General features: G+C 73.8%; 21 protein-coding genes. 12 read left to right on the top strand and 9 right to left on the bottom strand.

The features are described from left to right. Positions 1–96 precede the first annotated feature (96 nt). From ACZ6A9_RS28710 to ACZ6A9_RS28700, 3 genes are all read right to left on the bottom strand, one after another. Positions 97–780, bottom strand: coding sequence for an adenosylcobinamide amidohydrolase (locus ACZ6A9_RS28710; RefSeq protein WP_468991087.1), 684 nt, complete (start codon positions 778–780; stop codon positions 97–99). Positions 781–854: 74 nt separating this feature from the next. Then, complete coding sequence (locus ACZ6A9_RS28705) at positions 855–1,280, bottom strand: ATP-binding protein (protein ID WP_468991083.1); 426 nt, start codon at positions 1,278–1,280, stop codon at positions 855–857. Positions 1,281–1,353: 73 nt separating this feature from the next. After that, positions 1,354–1,503, bottom strand: a complete 150-nt coding sequence (locus ACZ6A9_RS28700; RefSeq protein WP_228967530.1) for a hypothetical protein — start codon at positions 1,501–1,503, stop codon at positions 1,354–1,356. Positions 1,504–1,831: 328 nt separating this feature from the next. Between ACZ6A9_RS28700 and ACZ6A9_RS28695 the strand changes: the two genes are divergently transcribed. Continuing rightward, positions 1,832–2,263: a hypothetical protein gene (locus tag ACZ6A9_RS28695; protein WP_468991081.1), complete on the top strand. Its 432-nt coding sequence runs from the start codon at positions 1,832–1,834 to the stop codon at positions 2,261–2,263. A 151-nt stretch (positions 2,264–2,414) separates the two neighbouring features. Further along, positions 2,415–4,055, top strand: coding sequence for a phosphoglucomutase (alpha-D-glucose-1,6-bisphosphate-dependent) (pgm, locus tag ACZ6A9_RS28690; RefSeq protein ID WP_468991078.1), 1,641 nt, complete (start codon positions 2,415–2,417; stop codon positions 4,053–4,055). Between the two features lie 50 nt (positions 4,056–4,105). Here pgm and ACZ6A9_RS28685 read toward each other — a convergent pair whose 3' ends face one another. Then, on the bottom strand, positions 4,106–4,618 hold the full coding sequence (locus tag ACZ6A9_RS28685; RefSeq protein ID WP_468991076.1) for a hypothetical protein: 513 nt from the start codon (positions 4,616–4,618) through the stop codon (positions 4,106–4,108). Positions 4,619–4,874: 256 nt separating this feature from the next. On the opposite strand from ACZ6A9_RS28685, the gene ACZ6A9_RS28680 reads away from it, so the two are divergent. From ACZ6A9_RS28680 to ACZ6A9_RS28665, 4 genes are all read left to right on the top strand, one after another. Then, positions 4,875–5,285: an AraC family ligand binding domain-containing protein gene (locus ACZ6A9_RS28680; RefSeq protein WP_468991073.1), complete on the top strand. Its 411-nt coding sequence runs from the start codon at positions 4,875–4,877 to the stop codon at positions 5,283–5,285. Positions 5,286–5,350: 65 nt separating this feature from the next. Further along, positions 5,351–6,616, top strand: a complete 1,266-nt coding sequence (locus tag ACZ6A9_RS28675; protein ID WP_468991071.1) for a glycosyltransferase family 4 protein — start codon at positions 5,351–5,353, stop codon at positions 6,614–6,616. Further along, positions 6,613–7,416 carry a transferase gene (locus tag ACZ6A9_RS28670; RefSeq protein ID WP_468991069.1) on the top strand — a complete coding sequence of 268 codons (804 nt, stop codon included), beginning with the start codon at positions 6,613–6,615 and terminating at the stop codon, positions 7,414–7,416. Before ACZ6A9_RS28675 ends, ACZ6A9_RS28670 begins: the two co-directional genes overlap by 4 nt. A gap of 22 nt (positions 7,417–7,438) precedes the next feature. Continuing rightward, complete coding sequence (locus ACZ6A9_RS28665; protein WP_468991067.1) at positions 7,439–7,561, top strand: hypothetical protein; 123 nt, start codon at positions 7,439–7,441, stop codon at positions 7,559–7,561. Positions 7,562–7,568: 7 nt separating this feature from the next. Here the strand turns inward: ACZ6A9_RS28665 and ACZ6A9_RS28660 are convergent, their stop codons facing one another. After that, on the bottom strand, positions 7,569–8,351 hold the full coding sequence (locus ACZ6A9_RS28660; protein ID WP_468991065.1) for a hypothetical protein: 783 nt from the start codon (positions 8,349–8,351) through the stop codon (positions 7,569–7,571). Between the two features lie 1,015 nt (positions 8,352–9,366). Between ACZ6A9_RS28660 and ACZ6A9_RS28655 the strand changes: the two genes are divergently transcribed. Continuing rightward, entirely contained in the window at positions 9,367–10,221 is an 855-nt protein-coding gene (locus ACZ6A9_RS28655) for a L,D-transpeptidase family protein (RefSeq protein WP_468991062.1), read from the top strand. 41 nt (positions 10,222–10,262) lie between these two features. Here ACZ6A9_RS28655 and ACZ6A9_RS28650 read toward each other — a convergent pair whose 3' ends face one another. Both ACZ6A9_RS28650 and ACZ6A9_RS28645 read right to left on the bottom strand, forming a co-directional pair. Further along, positions 10,263–11,270, bottom strand: a complete 1,008-nt coding sequence (locus tag ACZ6A9_RS28650) for an MASE1 domain-containing protein (RefSeq protein WP_468991060.1) — start codon at positions 11,268–11,270, stop codon at positions 10,263–10,265. Positions 11,271–11,322: 52 nt separating this feature from the next. After that, complete coding sequence (locus tag ACZ6A9_RS28645; RefSeq protein ID WP_468991058.1) at positions 11,323–12,153, bottom strand: PP2C family protein-serine/threonine phosphatase; 831 nt, start codon at positions 12,151–12,153, stop codon at positions 11,323–11,325. A 183-nt stretch (positions 12,154–12,336) separates the two neighbouring features. Here ACZ6A9_RS28645 and ACZ6A9_RS28640 point away from each other — a divergent pair, with 183 nt between their 5' ends. Further along, complete coding sequence (locus tag ACZ6A9_RS28640) at positions 12,337–12,687, top strand: hypothetical protein (RefSeq protein WP_468991056.1); 351 nt, start codon at positions 12,337–12,339, stop codon at positions 12,685–12,687. A gap of 241 nt (positions 12,688–12,928) precedes the next feature. Continuing rightward, positions 12,929–14,980, top strand: a complete 2,052-nt coding sequence (locus ACZ6A9_RS28635; protein WP_468991052.1) for a discoidin domain-containing protein — start codon at positions 12,929–12,931, stop codon at positions 14,978–14,980. Here the strand turns inward: ACZ6A9_RS28635 and ACZ6A9_RS28630 are convergent. Further along, on the bottom strand, positions 14,944–16,569 hold the full coding sequence (locus ACZ6A9_RS28630) for a glycerol-3-phosphate dehydrogenase/oxidase (protein ID WP_468991050.1): 1,626 nt from the start codon (positions 16,567–16,569) through the stop codon (positions 14,944–14,946). The two genes, ACZ6A9_RS28635 and ACZ6A9_RS28630, sit on opposite strands and share 37 nt — an antisense overlap. Then, the gene (locus ACZ6A9_RS28625; RefSeq protein ID WP_468991046.1) at positions 16,566–17,174 is read right to left on the bottom strand and encodes a TetR/AcrR family transcriptional regulator; all 609 of its coding nucleotides are present in this window, start codon (positions 17,172–17,174) and stop codon (positions 16,566–16,568) included. Before ACZ6A9_RS28625 ends, ACZ6A9_RS28630 begins: the two co-directional genes overlap by 4 nt. Positions 17,175–17,248: 74 nt before the next feature. Between ACZ6A9_RS28625 and ACZ6A9_RS28620 the strand changes: the two genes are divergently transcribed. The 3 genes from ACZ6A9_RS28620 to ACZ6A9_RS28610 all read left to right on the top strand — a co-directional run bounded on the left by ACZ6A9_RS28620 (position 17,249) and on the right by ACZ6A9_RS28610 (position 20,375). After that, entirely contained in the window at positions 17,249–18,841 is a 1,593-nt protein-coding gene (locus tag ACZ6A9_RS28620; RefSeq protein ID WP_468991042.1) for an FAD-binding oxidoreductase, read from the top strand. Between the two features lie 62 nt (positions 18,842–18,903). Next, a complete protein-coding gene (locus ACZ6A9_RS28615; RefSeq protein WP_468991040.1) occupies positions 18,904–19,785 on the top strand; it encodes a YegS/Rv2252/BmrU family lipid kinase in 882 nt (293 codons plus the stop codon). A 152-nt stretch (positions 19,786–19,937) separates the two neighbouring features. Next, positions 19,938–20,375: a Fur family transcriptional regulator gene (locus ACZ6A9_RS28610; RefSeq protein WP_468991038.1), complete on the top strand. Its 438-nt coding sequence runs from the start codon at positions 19,938–19,940 to the stop codon at positions 20,373–20,375. Positions 20,376–20,403: the final 28 nt, after the last annotated feature.

Here is a 20,403-nt window from a genome sequence, read left to right as displayed (position 1 = left end):
GGGCGTCGGCGTGCTCGCCGGCGGCTGCGTACCCCGGAACGCGACTCCCACTCCAGGTGATCCCCGCTCCTCCGGGTGTCCGCGTGACGGGCGGCCTCAGGGCAGCATGACGGCCGTCCGCACGGCGTGGTGGACGGCGCGGGCCAGCCGTGCTCCCCACAGCGAACGGGGCCCGGCGAAGGCGTGCGTCTCCTCACCGTGCACAGGTGTGAGGGCTGTCACGCACACCGCGTCGGTGGGGGTGCCGGAAGCGTCGTGACCGGTCTCCACCAGAGCCTGCACCTTCGCCTCCGTGGCCGTGGCCACCGCGTTGACCAGGGCGGAGTCGGTCAGCGGCACGGGTACCGCGGCGACGATGTTGATCGTGCCCGGCGGCTGCGGTCCGCCCGCGCCCGCGCCGGGCACGGCGGCCCAGCCGCGCACGTCGATCCCGGCCGTGACGAACGCGTCCGCGCCCTCGTCGTGTCCATGGGCGTACGCCGAGACGTCCGCCGCCGTCATCAGCCCCACCCCCGGGCCCCGGACGCCGGCGGCGGAGGCGAGGCCCGCGAGATGCCGCTCGGGGTCGGTGCGCCGGTAGCCGTGGGAGACCTGCGCGTTCAGGACCCAGGCCCGCTCGCCGATGCCGCCGCCGAGCACCGCGCTGCTGATCATCCTCCGGCCCTCGCCCGGCGCCCAGAGCAGCGCGTGCAGCCGGTCACCGTCCTCCTCCCGGGTCAGACGCCGCGGTTGCGGGAGCGTGACGGCGGTGGTGCGGGGCGGCGGGAGGACGGCGGTCACCGGGCGGGCTCCTTGCGGGATCGGACCGGCCGATCGTACGGCGGGGCCGTGGTCCTGCCGCGCACCGCCCCCGCTCAGTGCCGTCGCGGTCCCGCCGACCCGGGCCCGTGGAAGCAGGCGGTGACGGTCTTGCCGTGGGGACAGGGGTGCGCCTCCCAGGCGTCTGCCAGGGCGTCGACGAGGAACATGCCGCGTCCGCCGACCCGTTCGGTGCTCGGCCCACGGGGTGCGGGCAGGGTGGCCGAGGTGTCGTGCACCGAGATGTGCAGACACCGCTGGTCCCATGTCATGATCAGCTGGGCGTTGCTGTGGGCGTGCCGGTGGGCGTTGGTGACGAGCTCCGACACCGTCAGCAGCACGGCGTCCACCGCCTCGGGAGCGGTGGTGGTCCAGTCCAGCGCGTCGAGGTGCCCGCGGGCCCAGTCCCGGGCCGCCTTCACCTCGCTGTCCAACGGCAGTGAGCGCGCCCATCCCACTGCGCGGACCGACGATCCGGTCATGGTGGTCCTTCCTGGTCACGGTCGCACGGCCCGGCCGAGGTGTGCCGGACCGTGCGCGGGGGAGGGGCGGGGTTCAGCGGTGACCGCCGCGGAACCTGCCCAGCAGACGCTGCGCCTGGGCCCGGCGCCGGGGGTCGGCCGCGGCCCTGCGCACCTGTTCGGTGGTACGCCGTCCCTGGGGGCTCCTGGCGAACTGCTTGATGCGCTCCATCATGCTCGGCATGGGTGCTCCTCTCCGCGGGGGGTCCGCTGTGATGCCTGTGGTAGTCCGCCTACCCCCTGCGGGCGGAGTCAGCCCTGCGCCCCGGCCGAGGGGCACGGGGTCCACCCCGAAGGAGTACGCCCCGGCCCGGGAGCACACGCCCATGCCGTCCGCTCCCGGGCCGTCCGCCAGACCGCGACGGACGGCGCGGAGCGAGACCCCGACATCGGGCTCCCGGCCTTCACAGTGAAACCCGCCCACCGCACCAGGAGTTGGCCGGCTGCGGCCGGGCAACGGCCCGTGCGAAAGGGCGGGTTTGCCGCGGAGGACAGCGGCAAGTCGGGTGTCCATGAGTGAACAGAGCAAGAACGCCAACCAGAAGACCACGACCACCGCCCGCTCGGCCGCCTCCCAGACGCGCCAGGCCGCGGACAAGGCGACCGCCCCCGCCGGGAAGGCGGCGGGCAACGCCGCCGACAAGGCGAGTGACGCGGCCTCGGCGACGGCTTCGGGTGCCGGGCGCGCGGCGCAGGCGGCGAGTGGAGCCGCACAGACCGCGGCCAAGGGCGTCGAGGCGGGCCGCCGCGCGGTCGTCGCCACCACGGGGCAGGTCGCGTCCGGCGCCAAGACCGCCTGGACGGTGATCGCCAACCGCAGGCTCGTCGCCGCCGGGGCCGCGGCCGGACTGACCGCGCTGACCGCCGCCTCCTACGCGGTGGGCCGCCGCGCGGAACGCCACACCCACGGCCCCCTCACCCGGATGACCGGCGGACGGATCTGACCCCGCGAGGGGCGACAAGTCCGGGACGGAGGATCCGGCCGCGGCACGCGGAGCCGGGCCCGGCGGCGCCGGGCCCACTCGCGCGGTGCGGCCCCGAAGAGGAAAGATGTCTCCGCAAGCGAAGAATCAACCCGTGCGGAGGAGTGGGCACATGCAGCACGAGCGAGCGGGCGGCCCGGCCGGCCCCGAGGATCTCGTCGACGTCGCTCGGCTGGTCACGGCGTACTACGCGCTGCACCCCGATCCCGGGGATCCGGGACAGCGCGTCGCCTTCGGGACGTCGGGACACCGCGGTTCGTCCCTGACGGCCGCGTTCAACGAGGACCACATCGCCGCGACCAGCCAGGCCATCTGCGAGTACCGTGCCGGACAGGGCACCGACGGGCCCCTGTTCCTCGGCGCCGACACCCACGCGCTCTCCGAGCCCGCCCGGGTCACCGCGCTGGAGGTGTTCGCCGCCAACGGGGTCACGGTGCTCATCGACAGCGCCGACGGCTACACGCCGACCCCGGCCGTCTCGCACGCCATCCTCACCCACAACCGGGGCCGCTCCACGGGCCTCGCGGACGGCGTCGTCGTCACCCCGTCCCACAACCCGCCCGCCGACGGCGGCTTCAAGTACAACCCGCCCAGCGGCGGACCCGCGGGTTCGGAGGCGACCGGCTGGATCCAGGACCGGGCGAACGACATCATCCGCGGCGGTCTCGAGGACGTCCGCCGTATCCCGTACGCCCGCGCGCTCACCGCACCCGGAACCGGCCGCTACGACTTCCTCGGCACCTATGTCGCGGACCTGCCCAGCGTGCTGGATCTCGAAGCGATCCGCGCGGCCGGTGTCCGCATCGGCGCCGATCCGCTGGGCGGGGCGTCCGTCGCCTACTGGGGCCGGATCGCCGAACAGCACCGGCTCGACCTGACGGTGGTCAACCCGCTCACCGATCCCACCTGGCGGTTCATGACCCTGGACTGGGACGGCCGGATCCGCATGGACTGCTCGTCGCCGTATGCCATGGCCTCCCTCATCGGCCGGCGCGACCGCTTCGACATCGCCACCGGCAACGACGCCGACGCCGACCGGCACGGCATCGTCACCCCGGACGCCGGACTGATGAACCCCAACCACTACCTCACCACCGCGATCGGCTACCTCTTCGCGCACCGCGAGCGGTGGCCCGCGGCGGCCGGGGTCGGCAAGACACTGGTGTCCTCCGCGATGATCGACCGGGTCGCCGCCGACCTGAAGCGCGAACTGGTCGAAGTGCCCGTCGGCTTCAAGTGGTTCGTGGAGGGTCTCGTCGACGGCTCGCTCGGTTTCGGCGGCGAGGAGTCGGCAGGGGCGTCGTTCCTGCGCCGGGACGGCTCGGTGTGGACCACCGACAAGGACGGCATCATCCTCGCGCTGCTCGCCTCCGAGATCACGGCGGTCACCGGGAAGACGCCCTCCGAGCACTACACGGCGCTCACCGCCCGTTTCGGTGAGCCCGCCTACGAGCGCATCGACGCCCCCGCCACCCGCGAGGAGAAGGCCCGCCTGGCGAAGCTCTCCCCGGCCCAGGTGACCGCCGACACCCTCGCGGGGGAGCCGGTCACCGCGGTGCTCACCGAGGCCCCGGGCAACGGCGCGTCCATCGGCGGCATCAAGGTCACCACGGACAGTGCCTGGTTCGCCGCCCGCCCCTCGGGCACCGAGGACGTGTACAAGATCTACGCCGAGTCGTTCCAGGGACCCGAGCACCTCGGCCGGGTACAGGAGGAGGCCAAGGCCGTGGTCCTCGCGGCACTGGGCGGCTGATCCCCCCCGTACGGGGTGTCCCGGTCGTCTCTCGGGACGGCCGGGACGCCTCAACCCGCCTGGACGGCGGAGTCGGACGGCGACGGGGAGGGAAACCCCGACGGCTCGGACGCCCCCGTCGGCACGTCCGCCGGTGCCACCTCCGACTGCTGCAGGACGGTGTCGCCGCCGGGCCCCTCGACCGGCGTGCCGGCGCCGGTGGAGAGCAGGGACCACGCGCCCAGCGCCAGGGCGATCGCGGCCGCCGTGCCCACCACGCGTCCGGTGCGGCGCAGTTTGGCCCCGCGGTCCAGGTCCCGCCAGGACGGGCCCTCCCACGGATCGTCAGGACGCCACAGATCACCGACCGGTGCCGAGGCACCGTCGTCCGCCCGCGGTACGCCGGCCTGCGGGCGGCACGGCGAGGGTGCCGTCCGCTGGTGCGCCGGGGGTTCCTTCGGAGCGGTGGCGCGGATGGCGTGCTCGGTGTCGGTGAGGAACCGCTGCCAGACGTCCTCCGGCACGGACGGCGTACCGTCGTGCTCGTCCGGCGATCCGCCGGCGTCCGGGCTCTGCGCGGTCACGTGCCGTCCTTCCTTTCGTGTGTGAAAGCCCGCGTCGGCCTCTCGGCCGGATCGTCGGGTCCGGGGTCCGGGGTCCGGGGTCCGGGGTCCGGGGTCCGGGTTCGGAGTCCGGGGCAGGATCATCGCACAGCGTGAAAACCGGGGGACAGAGGGCGCCCTGGACACCCCGGCCAGGGCGCCGCCACGGCCCGGACGCGGATGCTAGGTTCGTCGTCGCAGGGCGAACGCGTACGGGCACAGGGGACGGTGACACCTCATGACGTCGGACGACAGTGGCACGCCGGACGAGGACCTCCCCCTGCCGCGGATCCTGTGCGACACGGCCGAGCTGGCCGCCGAGGCCGGCGACACGTCCGCCGGGGCCCTGTGGCGGCTCGCGGAGCCCGGCCGGCAACTCGACGCCAACGTCGTGCACCTCCCGCCGGACCACCGGGTCGACACCCACCGCGAACCCGAACTCGACGTGCTCCTGCTGGTCCTCGGGGGCACCGGGACCCTCACCGCCCCCGACGGCCCGCACGCCCTCGCCGGCGGCACCCTGACCTGGCTCCCGCACGGCTCCACCCGGAGTCTCGCCGCCGGCCCGGACGGGCTGACGTACCTCACCGTGCACCGTCGCCGTCCCGGGATGCGGATCGGGCACGGGGACCCGACGGCCCGAGAATGATCACCGGCGGCCACAAAGTGGTAACAGCAGACAACTTCTGAAGCCTTGGTGTGGTCTTGACCGCCATGAAGGTTTCCTTTCTGATCCACAACGCCTACGGGATAGGGGGCACGATCACCACGACGTTCAACCTGGCGGGCGCACTCGCCGAACGGCACGACGTGGAGATCGTCTCGGTGTTACGCCACCGGGAACACCCCAACCTCACTCCGCACCCGGGCGTGCGGCTGCGGGCGCTGGTGGATCTCCGCCGGGAGCAGGACCATCCCCTGCACCGAAGACCGGCCAGGGTGTTCCCCGCCGCCGAGTACCGCCACCACCAGTACAGCGAGCTGACGGACCGGCGGATCGCCGAGTCCCTCGCGGGCACCGCCGCCGACGTGGTGATCGGCACCCGGCCCGGGCTCAACGTGCACCTCGCCCTCCAGGCTCCCCGGCACGTCGTACGTGTCGGCCAGGAACACCTCACCCTGGACAACCATTCGCCCGCGCTGCGCACCGCGCTGCGCCGTGCCTACCGCGGGCTGGACGTGCTCACCACCGTCACGGAGGCGGACGCCGCCTCCTACCGGCGCAAGATGAGACTGCCCGGGGTACGGGTGGAGGCCCTGCCGAACAGCGTCCCCGACCCCGCACTGCCCACCGCCGACGGCACCGCCAAGGTCGTGGTGGCGGCCGGCCGGCTGGTCCCCGTCAAGCGGTTCGACCTGATCATCGAGGCGTTCGCCCGGGTCGCCGCGGAGTTCCCCGACTGGCAGTTGCGCATCTACGGCAAGGGCGAGGAACAGGAGCGGCTGCGCGGGCTGATCGAGAGACTCGGCCTGTGGAACAACGTCTTCCTCATGGGTGCGGCGACGCCCATGGAAGCCGAGTGGGTCAAGGGCTCGATCGGCGTGGCCGCCTCCAACTTCGAGCCGTTCGGCATGACCCTCGTCGAGGCGATGCGCTGCGGACTGCCCTTCGTGAGCACCGACTGCCCCTACGGTCCCGGGGAGATCATCAAGGACGGCGAGGACGGACGGCTGGTGCCGGTCGGCGACAGCGCCGCCTTCGGCGAGGCGCTCCTCGGCCTGGTCCGCGACGACGAGCTGCGCCGCCGCATGGGCAGGGCGGCGCTGGACAACGCGCGCCGCTTCGCCCCCGGCCCGGTCGTCGCCCAGGCCGAGCGCATGTTCCACGAGGCGATCGGGGCCCGCGACGACCACCGACCCGGCACCCCGTCACGGGACGGCATGCACCGCACCCTCGTCAGCCAGGGCCACGCGGCCCGCGACCTCGCCCGCGCCGCCGCCTCGAGCGCGCTGCGCACCGTACGGAAGGGACGCCCGTGAGCACCCTGCTCCGCACCCGCTGCACCGTCGACGCCGACGGCCGGATCACCTTCCGGCTGTCACCGCCCGAGGCCGCGCGTCCCGAGCTGGTTCTGGTGCTGCGCCCCAAGAAGGGCCTGCCCGAGGAGACCACCCACACCCTCGTCCTCGAACCCCATGGCGACGAAGGGGAGTTCCACGCCGTGCTGGAGCCGCAGCCCCGGCTGGCCGAGGGCCGCTGGGACGTGTACCTGCGCCCCGGTCCGGACACCGGGCGCGAGCGGCTGCGCCCCGGACCGCGGGACGTGCGGGCGCTCGTCGACGGCGGCCTGCGCGACCGGCCGTCCCCGGTGGCCGTCCGGGTGCCGTACACCACCAAGGACGGATACCTCGCGATACGGACCTGGCTGCGCCCCGCCCACGCCGAGGCCGGTCCCCTCGTCATCGCCGACGGCGCGATGACCGTGCGCGCCCGCCTCCACGGAGCCGAACTGACGGACGACGCCGAGGTGTTGCTGCGGCTGCGAACCGACCGGGACACGGTGCTCACCGTCCCGGCGCGGGCGGCCGGGGAAGGCGGCGGCACCTTCTCCTTCACGGTCGCCTACGGAGAGCTGACGGGTGCCGGCAGCCGGATCTGGGACGCCTTCCTCCGCACCGGGGGCGACGCGCCACCGGTCAGGATCGGCCGCCTCCTGGACGACGTGGCGGACCGCAAGGGCGTCTTCGTGTACCCGAGGGCCACCGTCGGCGGCTCGGCGGTCCGCCCGTACTACACGGTCGACAACGACCTGTCCGTCGAGGTGAACACCGCGACCTGAACCGGCGCCGTTGCCGGACGCCGTGGAAGACGTGCTGGTCGAGGGCGGATCGATCGAGGTCGTCCGGGCCGACGGCACGGGCCGCGCCCGGGTCACCTCCGACCCGGTGGACGTACGTCACTCCCCGCCCGCGGCGGCAGGGTGAGACGGCGTCAGGACCGTACCTCCCCGGCCGTCGCGGTCTCCTCGGCGGTGTCGGGGGCGGTGTAGAAGACCGACGTGCCCTGCTTGGTGCGCTGGGCCCGGTTGCGGGCGACCAGACCCTCGAGGGTGTTGCGCACCACCGTGGTCCTGAAGGTGCGCTCGGGGTGTGCCTCCCCGAGGGCCGCGGCCACCTCCGCCGCCGAACGCGGCTCGCTCTGCCCGTCCAGGTGCGTGCGGACGAGTTCGACCAGTTTGGGACCGTCCGTCCGGCCTCCCTGCGCCTGCGCCGACGGTGCCTCGGCCGACGGTGTCTCGACCGCCTGCTCCTTGACCGGCTGCTCCTTGACCGCCTTGCTCCTGCCCGGCCGGCTTTTGCCCGCCCGCGACGTGGGGCGCTCCACCGTGGCCGGGGCCGGCTTGCGCGCCGGCCCCGCGGGCGTGGTGCGCGCGGCCTGCCTCTTCGTCCGCTTCGGCTTCCGGTCGCCCGGCCCGGTGCCGCTCCGCCCGCGCGGCGCCGGGACGGTGGCTCCGCCCGGTGCAGGCTCCGCGTCGGACGCGTCCGCGGGGCCCTGCACGGGCGCGAGCCCGGCGGGCGCCGAGGCGAGGCCCAGCGCCTGCTGCATGTTCACCAGAATCGTGTGGTCGTGCTGAAGCACCGTCAACTGCTCCTGCAACGCCGCGATCTCGGCGGTGACCCGCTCCTGCTCCTTGACGTTGCGCTCCAGGTCGCCGGCGACCTGAGCGGTGTACTGCGATGTGAGATCAGTGGCTGAGGTGGAGTTCTCGGACACGGAAGTGCCCCTTTCTGCCCGTTGGTTCACCTGATGGCCAGCCATGGTACGGCCGAGTGCGGTTGACCGTTTCTGCTGCGGACGTCCCGGTTGACGTCCTTCTCCGGTGCGCGGAAGGGCACGGACTCCCGGGACGGGGCGCGCGCACGCCGCCGGCACGGGGGAAGCGATCCGGAGATCCGTCCGGGACGGCTCCCCCGCCGCTCACCTCAACGACGGTCGTCGGCGCGGTTGCCGGGAGGCCCGGCAGGGGCGTTCCCCCGGTCGGTGCGCGCCGGTCCGGCACCGCCTCGAGCCCGGACACGTCGTCAGCGGGCACACGAGGTGCGCCGCACCCGGATCCGGGCGGGCGCCGACACGGGTGGGGAAGCCGCGCGGTTGTCGGAGGCCGAGGTGTACGGCGAGGGCGGCGGCGGGGACCCACGGCGAGCTGCCCCCGACGGTGTGCACCCGGCGCTCGGCACACGCGTCGAGGCATCTCTCACAATTCACTCGTTCGTGGCGACCCACGCCAGCGACGGTCACTTGCGCAGCTACGGGACTCCGGCAGCCACCCCGCCCCCACCGCCGGGCCGGGTGCCCGCGCGGACCTCAGCGGTGTCGTGCTCCGGCTCCGTCCCGCCCCGTCCGCACCGAGCGCACACACAGACATCGCCACCGGGCTCCCGGAGCCACCGGAGTCACCGTCGCAGGTCTCCCGACGGCTCCGGCATCCCCGCCCTGAGCGGCGCCCGAGGCAGTGCGACCCCTGACGGAACGTCACCTTCACCGGTTCGGCCGAAGGGGGTCGTGGTGATCGAACCGGGCACGCGACGCGTCGTCGACCGGAGGCGCCACACCGGCGCGGTACTCCGTCCGGCGGGCCGGTACTCCGTCCGGGGCGCGGCTGCGTCACCCGTCCGGGTGTCCTTTGGGGCCGGGCGATGCCACAAGGGGGCGGCGCAGAAGGGGGACTTCGCCGGACTCGCGCCGGGAGCGGGGGGCGAATCCGGCGAGCCGAAGTCAGGCTGAGGGCATGGCCTCATCGATCGACTGCCCGCAGCGTCCGCGTCTTCGAGCTCCGTCCCGCCCCGGAGGCCGGGTTGCAGTCCCCGCCCCCGCACGCGGCCGTGTGCGGCCGGTGGCCGTCGTCCTCCTCGTACTGGCGGCCCTGACCGGATGCGGGACGGGAGCCGGCGGCAGCCCTGTGGACCTCCCGGCGGCCACCGTCCCGGCCGCCGGGCCGCCCGGTACCGCGAACACCGCCCAGGGCCGCAGCGGCGCCGGGGCGGAGACCCGCGTACCCGCCCGGATCCCCGGGCTCGGCCCCCGGACGAGTGCGTGGCTCCCCGAGCAGGCCCGCCAGGTGCTCGTGGTGACCGGCAGGGGCAGGGACGCCAACCGTTCCGAGGCCGTGCTGTACGAGCGCACCGGCTCCGGCTGGGAGGCGGGACCGGCGTGGCCCGCGCGCAACGCCCTGAAGGGCTGGACCGACGACCACTGGGCGGGCGACCTCCGCTCACCCATCGGCGTCTACACCCTCACCGACGCCGGGGGACTGCTCCCCGACCCCGGCACCGAGATGCCCTACGACCGGTCGGACGGGTTCAGCGTCAGCGGCACCGGCTTCCAGGGCGAGCCCCTGGAGGGCTCCTTCGACTACGTCGTCGCCATCGACTACAACCGCGAGCCTGGCACCACACCGCTGGACCTGACCCGTCCGCTCGGCGGCGACCGGGGCGGCGGCATCTGGCTGCACGTCGACCACCAGGGGCCCACGCAGGGCTGCGTCAGCCTGCAGAAGCAGCACATGCGGGACCTCCTGCGCGCCCTCGACCCCGACCTGCGTCCGGTGGTCGTGATGGGCGACGCCGCGTCCCTGAGCGAGTGACGCCCGGGGCGTGACGGAAGGGGCGCCGGAGGCGGAGCCGGCTACCGCGCGTCCGGCCTCCGCCCGCCGTCCTCGCCCGGTGTCCGTCCCGCGGCGGATTCCCCCGCGGTCAGATGCTCCAGCACCTCCACCAACTCCTGACAGGCCCGCTCCACCGACCGCCGCGTGTGGTGCTGCTCGGTGATCACCGCGGACAGCAGCAGAGAGGTCAGGGCCATCGCCCCGTTGAAGGCCTGCAGATTGACCATCACCTGAACCTCGGTCATGTGGGCGAAGGGCCCGATCCGGTCGGTCGCCGCCACCGTGGCCATGACGGACGCGTACAGCGCACAGAGCATGCTGCCGGGCAGCTGGAACCGCAACGCCGCCCAGATCAGCAGCGGATAGATCGAGAAGAGCAGACTCGCCGGGCTGCGCGTGACCGGCGGCACGAGGCAGCCCGCGATCACGGCCAGTCCCACCGCCTCCTTCCACCTCGACCAGCGCAGCGGGAACCGCAGCCGCCGGAGCATCAGCAGGACCGGGGTGAGGAGCAGTACGCCCATGGCGTCGCCCACCCACCAGGCCAGCCACACCCCCCAGAAGCTCCGTCCCGGCAGGTCGCCCGTGGCGACGAGGATCACGGCACCGGTCGACGAGCTGATCAGCATGGCCCCGAAGGCGCCCAGGAACACCAGGGCGAGACAGTCGCGCAGTCGGCTGAGATCCGTACGGAAGCCCACCCTGCGCAGCACGAGGTATCCGGCCACCGGCGCGGCGGTGCTGCCCACGAGGACGCCCACCGAAGCCGGCTGGAGGGACGTGAGGTGCATGAGGATGAGCAGGGAGCCCAGCGCGATCCCCGCCCAGCAGCGCAGCCCGAGGATCAGCAGGCCCGCGACGGCCACCCCGGTCGGCGGCCAGACGGGCGAGACCACCGCACCGGCGACGGTGAGCTCACGCAGCAGCCCCAGCCGCCCTCCGGCGTAGTAGCAGGCCGCGACGGCCAGCGTCTCGAGCACGAAGACGGCCGGTGTACGGAGATCCTGGCGAGCCACCACACCAGCCATCACACACCGGGGCCGCCGTGTCGGCGAGGTGGGACCGCGGGTCCTGTGGGCTCTATGGACGAGCGTCCGGACTGTCGTGTCCGATCACCAGGACGGCCGCGTCGTCGTTGTGCCCCACCCGCTCCGCGCCCTTGATCAGGGCGGCGGCGAGCGCGTCGGTGTCCATGCCCGCGACCGCCGCCGTGCCGGCGAGCCGCGCCGCCCGCTGCAGGCCCTCGTCGATCGGCATGGACGGCCCCTCCACCACCCCGTCGGTGAGCATCACGAACATGCCGCCGGTGTCGAGCCGGTAGCGGGTGACGGGGTAGACCATCGCGGACTGGATCCCCAGGGGCGGGCCGCCCTCGTCCCGGGTCACCCCGCTGTGGCCGTCCGCGGTCGCCCACACGCACGGCAGATGCCCGGCGCGGGCGCTCTCCAGCAGCCGGGTGTCCGGGTCGAGCCGCAGGAAGGTGCAGGTGGCGAACAGGTCGGAGCCCAGGGTCAGCAGGAGTTCGTTGGTCCGGGCGAGGAGCTCGCCCGGGTCGCTGTCCACGGAGGCCAGCGCCCGCAGCCCGACCCGGACCTGGCCCATGAAGGCCGCGGCCTCGATGTTGTGCCCCTGCACGTCGCCGATGGACAGACCGATCCGGCCGTCGGGCATGGTGAACGCGTCGTACCAGTCGCCGCCGACGTTGAGACCCTGGTTCGCGGGCGCGTACCGCACGGACAGCCGTACGCCGTCCGCGACCGGCAGCCCCCGCGGCAGCATGCCGCGTTGCAGGGCGACGGCCAGTTCCATCCGGGAGCGCTGCACCTCCGCCAGCGCACGCGCCTGAGCCGTCAGCGTCCCGAGCCTGACGAGAAGCTCGTCGCCGTCGTCCGTGGAACCGGTGCGGGACATGGATCACTCACTCGGGCGAGAAGTGCCGCCCTCGGGGGACGCAAAACGCATGCGCATATGGAAGGGATGATAGTCAGCGCAGCGGTGGCGGGGCCACTCGCCCACGGTCCCGGCCCGGGCCGGCGGGGGACGGCGGTGGCCGTTCCCGCCCGGCCGGTCGCCGCGGCTGTCTAGGCTGTGCGCATGGAACAGCGGGAGATCATGCAGCGGACCGTCGGCATCCTCACCGAGGCCCTCGAGATGCGGCGCCGACTGCGTGAGAACCCGGACGCCGACGTGGCCGGGAACGGGGCGGTCGCCACGCTCCTGGAGGAGATGCTGCCGCACGTCCAACTGCCGGCCGACGCCAGCGCGCGCGAGGTGGCGGACATCGTCACCGCGAAGCTCGGTCCCGCCATCGTCCAGATCGCCTCGTCCCTCACCTTCGCCTTCGTCCAGCTCGCCGAGATCCACGACGAGGGCCGCACCGACGTGTCGTCCGCCGACGTCCTGCGCTCCATCTCCCTGCACTACGAGACCGGTGGCGAGGCCTAGCTGGTGACCCGAGTCGGAGATCCGTCGTTGGTCGGGCATGAGTCGTCCGGGGCCGAGGATTCCGATGGAGGGAGCGGGGGCCGGCCTCGCGAACGCCGTTCGGGGAGGTCTCGCGCCCCCCGGCCGCGATCCCCCGCAGGCGGGTGACGCGCGCACCCTTGACGCCCTACGCGGCAGTGGCGATTCTCGGCCCAGAGGGTTGTGCCGGTCATGACAACTCCGTGACGGAGGGACGTGCGCAATGACCGAGAACCGCACACGACGACACCTCGGGGTCGTCACGCTGCTCCTCCTCGTGCTGGCGGCGGCGCTCGCCCCCACGCCCGGCTCCGCGGCCGACCGGGGCTGGTGGGACCCCACCGCCCGGCCCGTGCCGGACTCGGGGATCGACGTCACCGGCGAGCCGTTCACGGGGACCGGTGCGACCGGTGAGGTGCGCGGGTTCGTCGACGCGCACAACCACATCATGTCCAACGAGGCGTTCGGGGGCCGGCTCATCTGCGGCAGGGCGTTCTCGCAGGAGGGCATCGCCGACGCGCTCAGGGACTGCCCCGAGCACTACCCGGACGGCTCCCTCGCCGTCTTCGACTTCATCACGGGCGGCGGCGACGGCAGGCACGATCCGGCCGGCTGGCCCACCTTCCGGGACTGGCCCGCCCACGACTCCCTCACCCACCAGCAGAACTACTACGCCTGGATCGAACGGGCCTGGCGCGGCGGCCAGCGGATCCTGGTGAACGACCTCGTCACCAACGGCGTGATCTGCTCGGTGTACTTCTTCAAGGACCGTGGCTGCGACGAGATGACGTCGATCAGGCTCCAGGCGAAACTGACCTACGACATGCAGGCGTACATCGACGGGATGTACGGCGGGCCGGGCAAGGGCTGGTTCCGTGTGGTGACCGACAGCGCGCAGGCGCGTGACGTCGTCGCGAGGGGCAAACTCGCGGTGGTCCTCGGTGTCGAGACCTCCGAACCCTTCGGGTGCAAGCAGGTCCTGGACGTCGCGCAGTGCGACCGGGCCGACATCGACGCCGGACTGGACGAGCTGTACGCGCTGGGCGTGCGCAGCATGTTCCTGTGCCACAAGTTCGACAACGCGCTGTGCGGCGTGCGCTTCGACTCGGGCGCGCTCGGCACCGCGATCAACGTGGGGCAGTTCCTGTCCACCGGCACTTTCTGGAAGACCGAGAAGTGCACCGGTCCGCAGGCGGACAACCCGATCGGCGACGCCCCGGCGGCCGAGGCGGAGGAGAGGCTCCCCGCCGGCACGGAGGTCCCCTCGTACGGCGCCGACGCACGGTGCAACGTACGGGGGCTCACCGAACTCGGTGAGTACGCCGTGCGCGGCATGATGGAACGCAACATGATGCTCGAGATCGACCACATGAGCGTCAAGGCCACGGGCAGGGTGCTGGACCTCTTCGAGGCCGAGTCCTACCCCGGTGTCCTGTCCTCGCACAGCTGGATGGACACGGACTGGACCGAACGGCTCTACGGACTGGGCGGTTTCGCCGCCCAGTACATGCACGGCTCCGAGGGCTTCGTCGCGGAGGCGGAGCGCACCGAGGCGCTGCGCGACAAGTACGGCGTGGGCTACGGGTACGGCACCGACATGAACGGCGTCGGCGGCTGGCCGGCCCCGCGCGGCGCGGACGCACCGGACAAGGTGACCTACCCCTTCAGAAGCGTCGACGGCGGCTCCGTCCTCGACCGGCAGACCACCGGTGAGCGCACCTGGGACCTGAACACCGACGGAGCCGCGCACTACGGTCTCGTCCCCGACTGGATCGAGGACATCCGGCGCGTCGGCGGACAGGACGTGGTGGACGACCTCTTCCGGGGTGCCGAGTCCTACCTCGACACCTGGGGCGCCTCCGAGGCGCACCTGGCGGGGGTGAACCTCGCCGAGGGCGCGGCGGCCACCGCCGGCTCGACCGAGTGGAACCCGTTCACCAGCTATGCGCCCGGCCGGGCCGTGGACGGCGACCGGGGCACCCGCTGGGCCGTCGGCTGGAGCGACGACCAGTGGCTGCGCGTCGACCTCGGCGGCATCCACCGGGTCGGGCGCGTCACCCTGGACTGGGAACGCGCGTACGGGACCGCGTACCGCGTCGAGTTGTCCACCGACGGCACGAACTGGCGCACCGCGTGGTCCACCGCCTCCGGCGACGGCGGCCTGGACACGGCCGTGTTCGCCCCGTCACCGGCCCGTTACGTCCGCCTCCAGTTCCTGGACCGCGGGACCGACTGGGGCTACTCGCTGTACGAGGTCGGGGTCCGGGGAACCTGACCGGCCGCCCGGCCGCCGTGCCCCGACGCCCCGTCCAGCAAGGCGCGCACCGCCTCGCGTGCCGTCTCCCGGTCGGCGGGGACGAGCCCGATGCGGGTGCGGCGGTCCAGGACGTCCTCCTCGTCGAGGGCGCCCTCGTGGCGCAGGGCCCAGAGCAGTTCGACCCGGGTGACCGGATACCCGGGCAGCACCGGTTCGCCGAGGCCGGGGTCACGGGTGCCGAGCGCGTGGACGGCCGGGGCCTCGGTGCCGTAGAGCCGGACGAGCCGGCGCGGCGCGGGCAGGGCGGAGAGCACGTGCGGTGCCGCGGCGCCCACCAGGGGCAGGGAGGCGGTGGGGGAGGGGCCGGCCCGGAGGCCGCGGAGGCGGACGGCGGCGTCGACGGCGTCCTCGGCCATGCGCCGGTACGTGGTGAGCTTGCCCCCGACGACGGTGACGACGCCCTCGGAGGAGGTGAGGACCGCGTGCCGCCGCGAGAGGTCGGCGGTTCTCGGCGCCGTGCCGGAGGAGCCCGCGGTGGTGTCCAGCAGGGGACGCAGTCCGGCGAAGGCGCCGACCACGTCGTCGCGGTGGACCGGGACGTGCAGGACGGAGCAGAGGACGTCGAGGAGGAACCCGATGTCCGTCTCCGGCGCCTCGGCGACGTCGGGGACGTCGCCGGCCACGGGTTCGTCGGTGAGGCCGACGTAGACCCGGCCGTCGTCCTGGGGCAGGACGAGCACGAAGCGGTTGCTCTCCCCGGGGATCGGGATGTGCAGGCCCGCGGTCAGCGCTCCGAGGCTCTCGGGACGCAGGACGAGGTGGGTGCCGCGGGAGGGCCGTATCCGTACGCCGTCGACGAGGCCGCCCGCCCAGACACCCGACGCGTTGATCACCGCCCGGGCGCGGATCTCGCCCTCCTCGCCGGTCAGTTCGTCCCGGACCCTGGCCCCGGTCGAGGTCAGCTCCAGGGCGCGGACCCGGGTGAGGACGCGTGCCCCGCGCGCGGCGGCCGTCCGGGCGAGGGCGGTGACCAGGCGGGCGTCGTCGGTGAGCCGGCCGTCCCAGGACAGCAGACCTCCGCGCAGCCCGTCGCTGCGCAGGGCCGGGGCGAGGTGACGGGTCTCCACCACGGAGAGCCGGCGCGGCGGGGGCAGGGTGGCCCGGGCCGTCCGGGCGGCCAGCCGCAGGGTGTCACCGGCCCGGAAACCGGCCCGCGCGAGGGCGGCCTGACCACGCGAGACCAGGGGAGTGAGGGGGAGCACGAACGGCTGGGCGTGCACGAGGTGGGGCGCGGTGCGCTCCATCAGCACCCCCCGCTCGACCGCGCTCTCGTGGGCGACGTCGAGCCGTCCGGACGCGAGATAGCGCAGCCCTCCGTGAATGAGCTTGCTGCTGAAGCGGGAGGTGCCGAAGGCCAGGTCGTGGGCGTCGACGGCGACCACGCTCAGCCCGCGGGCCGCCGCGTCCAGGGCGGCCCCCGCGCCGGTGGCGCCGAGACCGACGACCAGGACGTCGACGGCGGGTCCGCCCACGGAGTCGGCCAGTTCACGGGCGCGCCGGGCGGAGGACAGGGACGAGGCGGAGGGACGTCCGCAAGGGGTGTTCACGGCGTGAGGGTCCTCTCCAGGATGGCGCGCAGTTCGCCGAGGAAGGCCTCGGGGGCGAGCTCGGGGTCGTCCTCCTCGGTCATGGTCCGCAGGGACAGGGTGAAGGACTGCACGATCAGCAGCACTGATCTGGCCTGCCGCTCCGGGTGGGTGATGCGCACCGAGCCGTCGGCGTGCCCGTCGCGCAGGAATCCGGCCAGCAGTTCCAGCAAGGCCTCCTGGCTCGCCCCGCGGCGGTCCAGCACGTAGGGCAGGAGCAGTTCGGGATCCACGTCGAGGATCTTGCGGAAGAGCGGATGGGCGTCGAAGGCGCGCACCGCCGCCACCAGCCCTTCGGTGAGCACCTCGCGTGCGGGCACCCCGGGGCCGCGCGCGGGGAGGGCGTCGGTGGCCACCCCGATCCACTCCCGCGTCATCAGGTCGCCGACCAGGGAGCGGACATCGGGCCAGCGCCGGTACAGCGTCATCCGGGAGACCCCGGCACGACGGGCCACGTCGGTGAGCGTGGTGCGGCGGACGCCGACGGCCAGGACGCAGTCCCGCACCGCGTCGAGCACCGCGTCGTTGTCCGAACCGCCGGAAGCGTTGTGACGAATAGGCGTCATGTGTCACAGTGTAACGCCATGTGAGGCCGTCGGTCGACGGCGTCGCTCGTTTCCGACCGGTGAGGACGACAGCCATGGACATGCTGTGGAGCGGCTGGGGGGACCCGGCCAAGGCGACGCCGCTGCCCGACACGGTGATCGGGCTGTTGCGTGATCTGCTCGGTGTCAAGCCGCGCGAGGCGGCACCCGTCGCCATCGAGGACATGACCGTCCCCCAGAGCCCGCTGGAGCCCGGAGCGCGCCGCGCCCTGATCGCGGCCCTGGGCGACGAGGCCCATGTCCGCACCGACGCGGAGACCCGGGTCCGGCACACGCGCGGCAAGTCCACCCCCGACCTGCTGCGCATCCGCGAGGGCGACGTGACCGCCCTCCCCGCGGCCGTGCTCCTGCCCGCGGGACATGACGAGGTGTGCGCCGTGCTGCGGGTGTGCGCCGAACACGGCCTGCCCGTGGTCCCGTTCGGCGGTGGCACCTCCGTCGTCGGCGGGCTCGCCCCGGAACCGCGGGGCACCTTCGTCGCCCTCGACCTCCGGCGCATGGACGCCCTGCTCGACCTCGACCCGGTCTCCCGCACCGCCACCCGGCAGGCCGGCCTGCGCGCCCCACAGGCCGAGGCGCTGCTCGCCGGACACGGCTTCACCCTCGGCCACTTCCCCCAGTCCTACGAGTGGGCCACCATCGGCGGCTTCGCCGCGACCCGTTCCAGCGGCCAGGCCTCCGCCGGCTACGGCCGGTTCGACGAGATGGTGCTCTCCCTCACCCTCGCCACCCCCGAGGGAACACTCGACACCGGCCGCGCCCCCCGCTCCGCCGCCGGACCCGACCTGCGCCAGCTCGTCCTCGGATCCGAGGGCGCGTTCGGCGTCATCACGTCGGTGACCGTACGGATCCGGCCCGTCCCGCGCACCAGCGTCTACGAGGGCTGGCACTTCCCCTCGTTCGAGGAGGGCGCCGCAGCGCTGCGCCGCCTCGCCCAGGACGGACCGCGGCCCACCGTGCTGCGTCTGTCCGACGAGACCGAGACGTTCATCGGCCTGGCGAATCCCGAGGCGATCGGCTCCGGCGCCGCGCAGCCCGCCGGCTGCACGGCCATCGCCGGTTACGAAGGCACGGACGAGGACACCGGGCACCGCAGGGAGCACGCCGCGGCCGTGCTGCGCGCGTGCGGCGGCACACCCCTGGGCGAGGAGCCGGGCCGGCGCTGGGCGCACGGCCGCTACTCGGCCCCGTACCTGCGCGACGCGCTCCTCGACGCGGGGGCGTTCGCGGAGACCCTGGAGACGGCGACGTTCTGGTCCCGGCTCCCCGGCCTGTACGCGGCCGTACGCGACGCGCTCACCGACACCCTCACCGGAGCCGGCACCCCGCCCCTGGTGATGTGTCACATCTCCCACGTCTACGAGAACGGCGCCTCGCTCTACTTCACCGTGGTCTCCGCCCAGGGCGCGGACCCCGTGGCGCACTGGACCCGCGCCAAGCACGCCGCCAACGAGGCGATCCTCGCCGCCGGCGGCACGATCAGCCACCACCACGGGGTCGGTACCGACCACCGGGACTGGTACGCCCGCGAGGCGGGCCCGCTGGGCATCGACGCCCTGCGCGCCGTGAAGCGCCGACTGGACCCGGCGGGAGTGCTGAACCCCGGCGTCCTGCTGCCCGGCGACTGACCCGCCCGCGCCCCTCGCCCCCCGTCCGTCCCCCTTCAGCCGGCCAGCCCCGGAGGCACCCGATGCGCCAGTTCACCGCCGTCGTCAACCCCACCGCGGGCGCGGCCACCGGAGCGGCGGCCCTGCTCGCCCTGGCCCGGCACCTGAGGGAGGAGGGCGCCGAACTGCGGACCGAGTACAGCCGCAGCCTGGACCACGCGCGGGAACTGGCCCGTGACGCCGGACAGCGGGGGAGAGTGGTCCTCGCCGTCGGCGGTGACGGCATCGCGGGCGGCGTCGGCGGGGCCCTCAGCGGGACCGGCGCGACCCTCGGCCTCGTCCCCGCGGGCCGCGGCAACGACTTCGCCCGCGCGCTCGGCCTGCCCCGCGACCCGCGGGCCCTGGCCCGCATACTGCTGCACGGGGAGCCCCGGCCGGTCGACACCGTGGAGGTCGGCTCGGCCTTCCACGACCGCACCGTCGTCCTCGGCGGCGTGTACGCCGGGGTGGACGCGCTCGCCAACCGCCACGCCAACCGGAGCCGGCTGCTGAGGGGTTCGGCGTCCTACTACGCCGGCGGCCTGCGGGCCGTCACCACCTGGCGGCCCGCCCGCTACCGGGTCACCGTCGACGGGGAGGAGCACACCCACACCGGCTACACCGTGGTCGCCGCCAACTCCGGCTTCTACGGATCCGGCCGCGTCATCGCCCCCGACGCCCGCGTGGACGACGGCCTGCTGGACGTCGTGATGATCGAACACGCTCCCCGGCGGCTGTTCTTCGCCCTGATGAACGAGTTGAGGACCGGCGCGCACGTCCGCCGGCCCGAGGTGCGGATCCTGCGGGGCCGCGAGATCCGTATCGAGGCCGACCGGGACGTCCCCTACGGCACCGACGGGGAAGTCGACGCCGTCCTCCCGGTCACGGCCAGGGTCCTCCCCGGCGCGCTGAACGTGCTGTACTGACCGCCCGTCAGGAACCGGCGGCACGACGGCCGCCGCACCCCTGCGGGCCGGCGGCACGCAACCCGGGAGCCACCCGCCGTTACCGGACATGACCCAAGACTGGACTCGTTCGTTCCCTGGAATTATTCGTCTCTGGGCCATAGGTTCGGCGCATGACCGCATCCCGGCCGCCGACCGCGGCCGAGGAGCTCCGCGGTGCGGGCCTGCGTGCGACGGCAGCCCGCGTCGCCCTCCTCGACACCGTCCGCCAGGGCGGCCACCTCGGAGCCGAGGCCCTCGCCTCCGAGGTGCGCCGGCGCACGGGGCACGTCTCCCTGCAGGCGGTGTACGAGGCGCTCAACGCGCTCACCGGGGCGGGGCTGCTACGCCGCATCGCACCGGCCGGCGGCCCCGCCCGCTACGAGGGACGCGTCGGCGACAACCACCACCACCTGGTCTGCCGTGCCTGCGGCGTCGTCGCCGACGTCGACTGCGCGGCGGGCGCGGCGCCCTGCCTGACCGCGTCCGACGCACACGGCTTCGTGATCGACGAGGCCGAGATCGTCTACTGGGGCCTGTGCCCCGGCTGTTCCACCTCCCGCCGCACCTGAACTGCGCGACCCGTTCGCCCGGAAGGAC

It is taken from the genome of Streptomyces sp. NPDC041124 (assembly GCF_055592385.1).
Note: the sequence above shows the minus strand (reverse complement) of the source record. Positions and strands in the feature narration are given on the sequence as shown.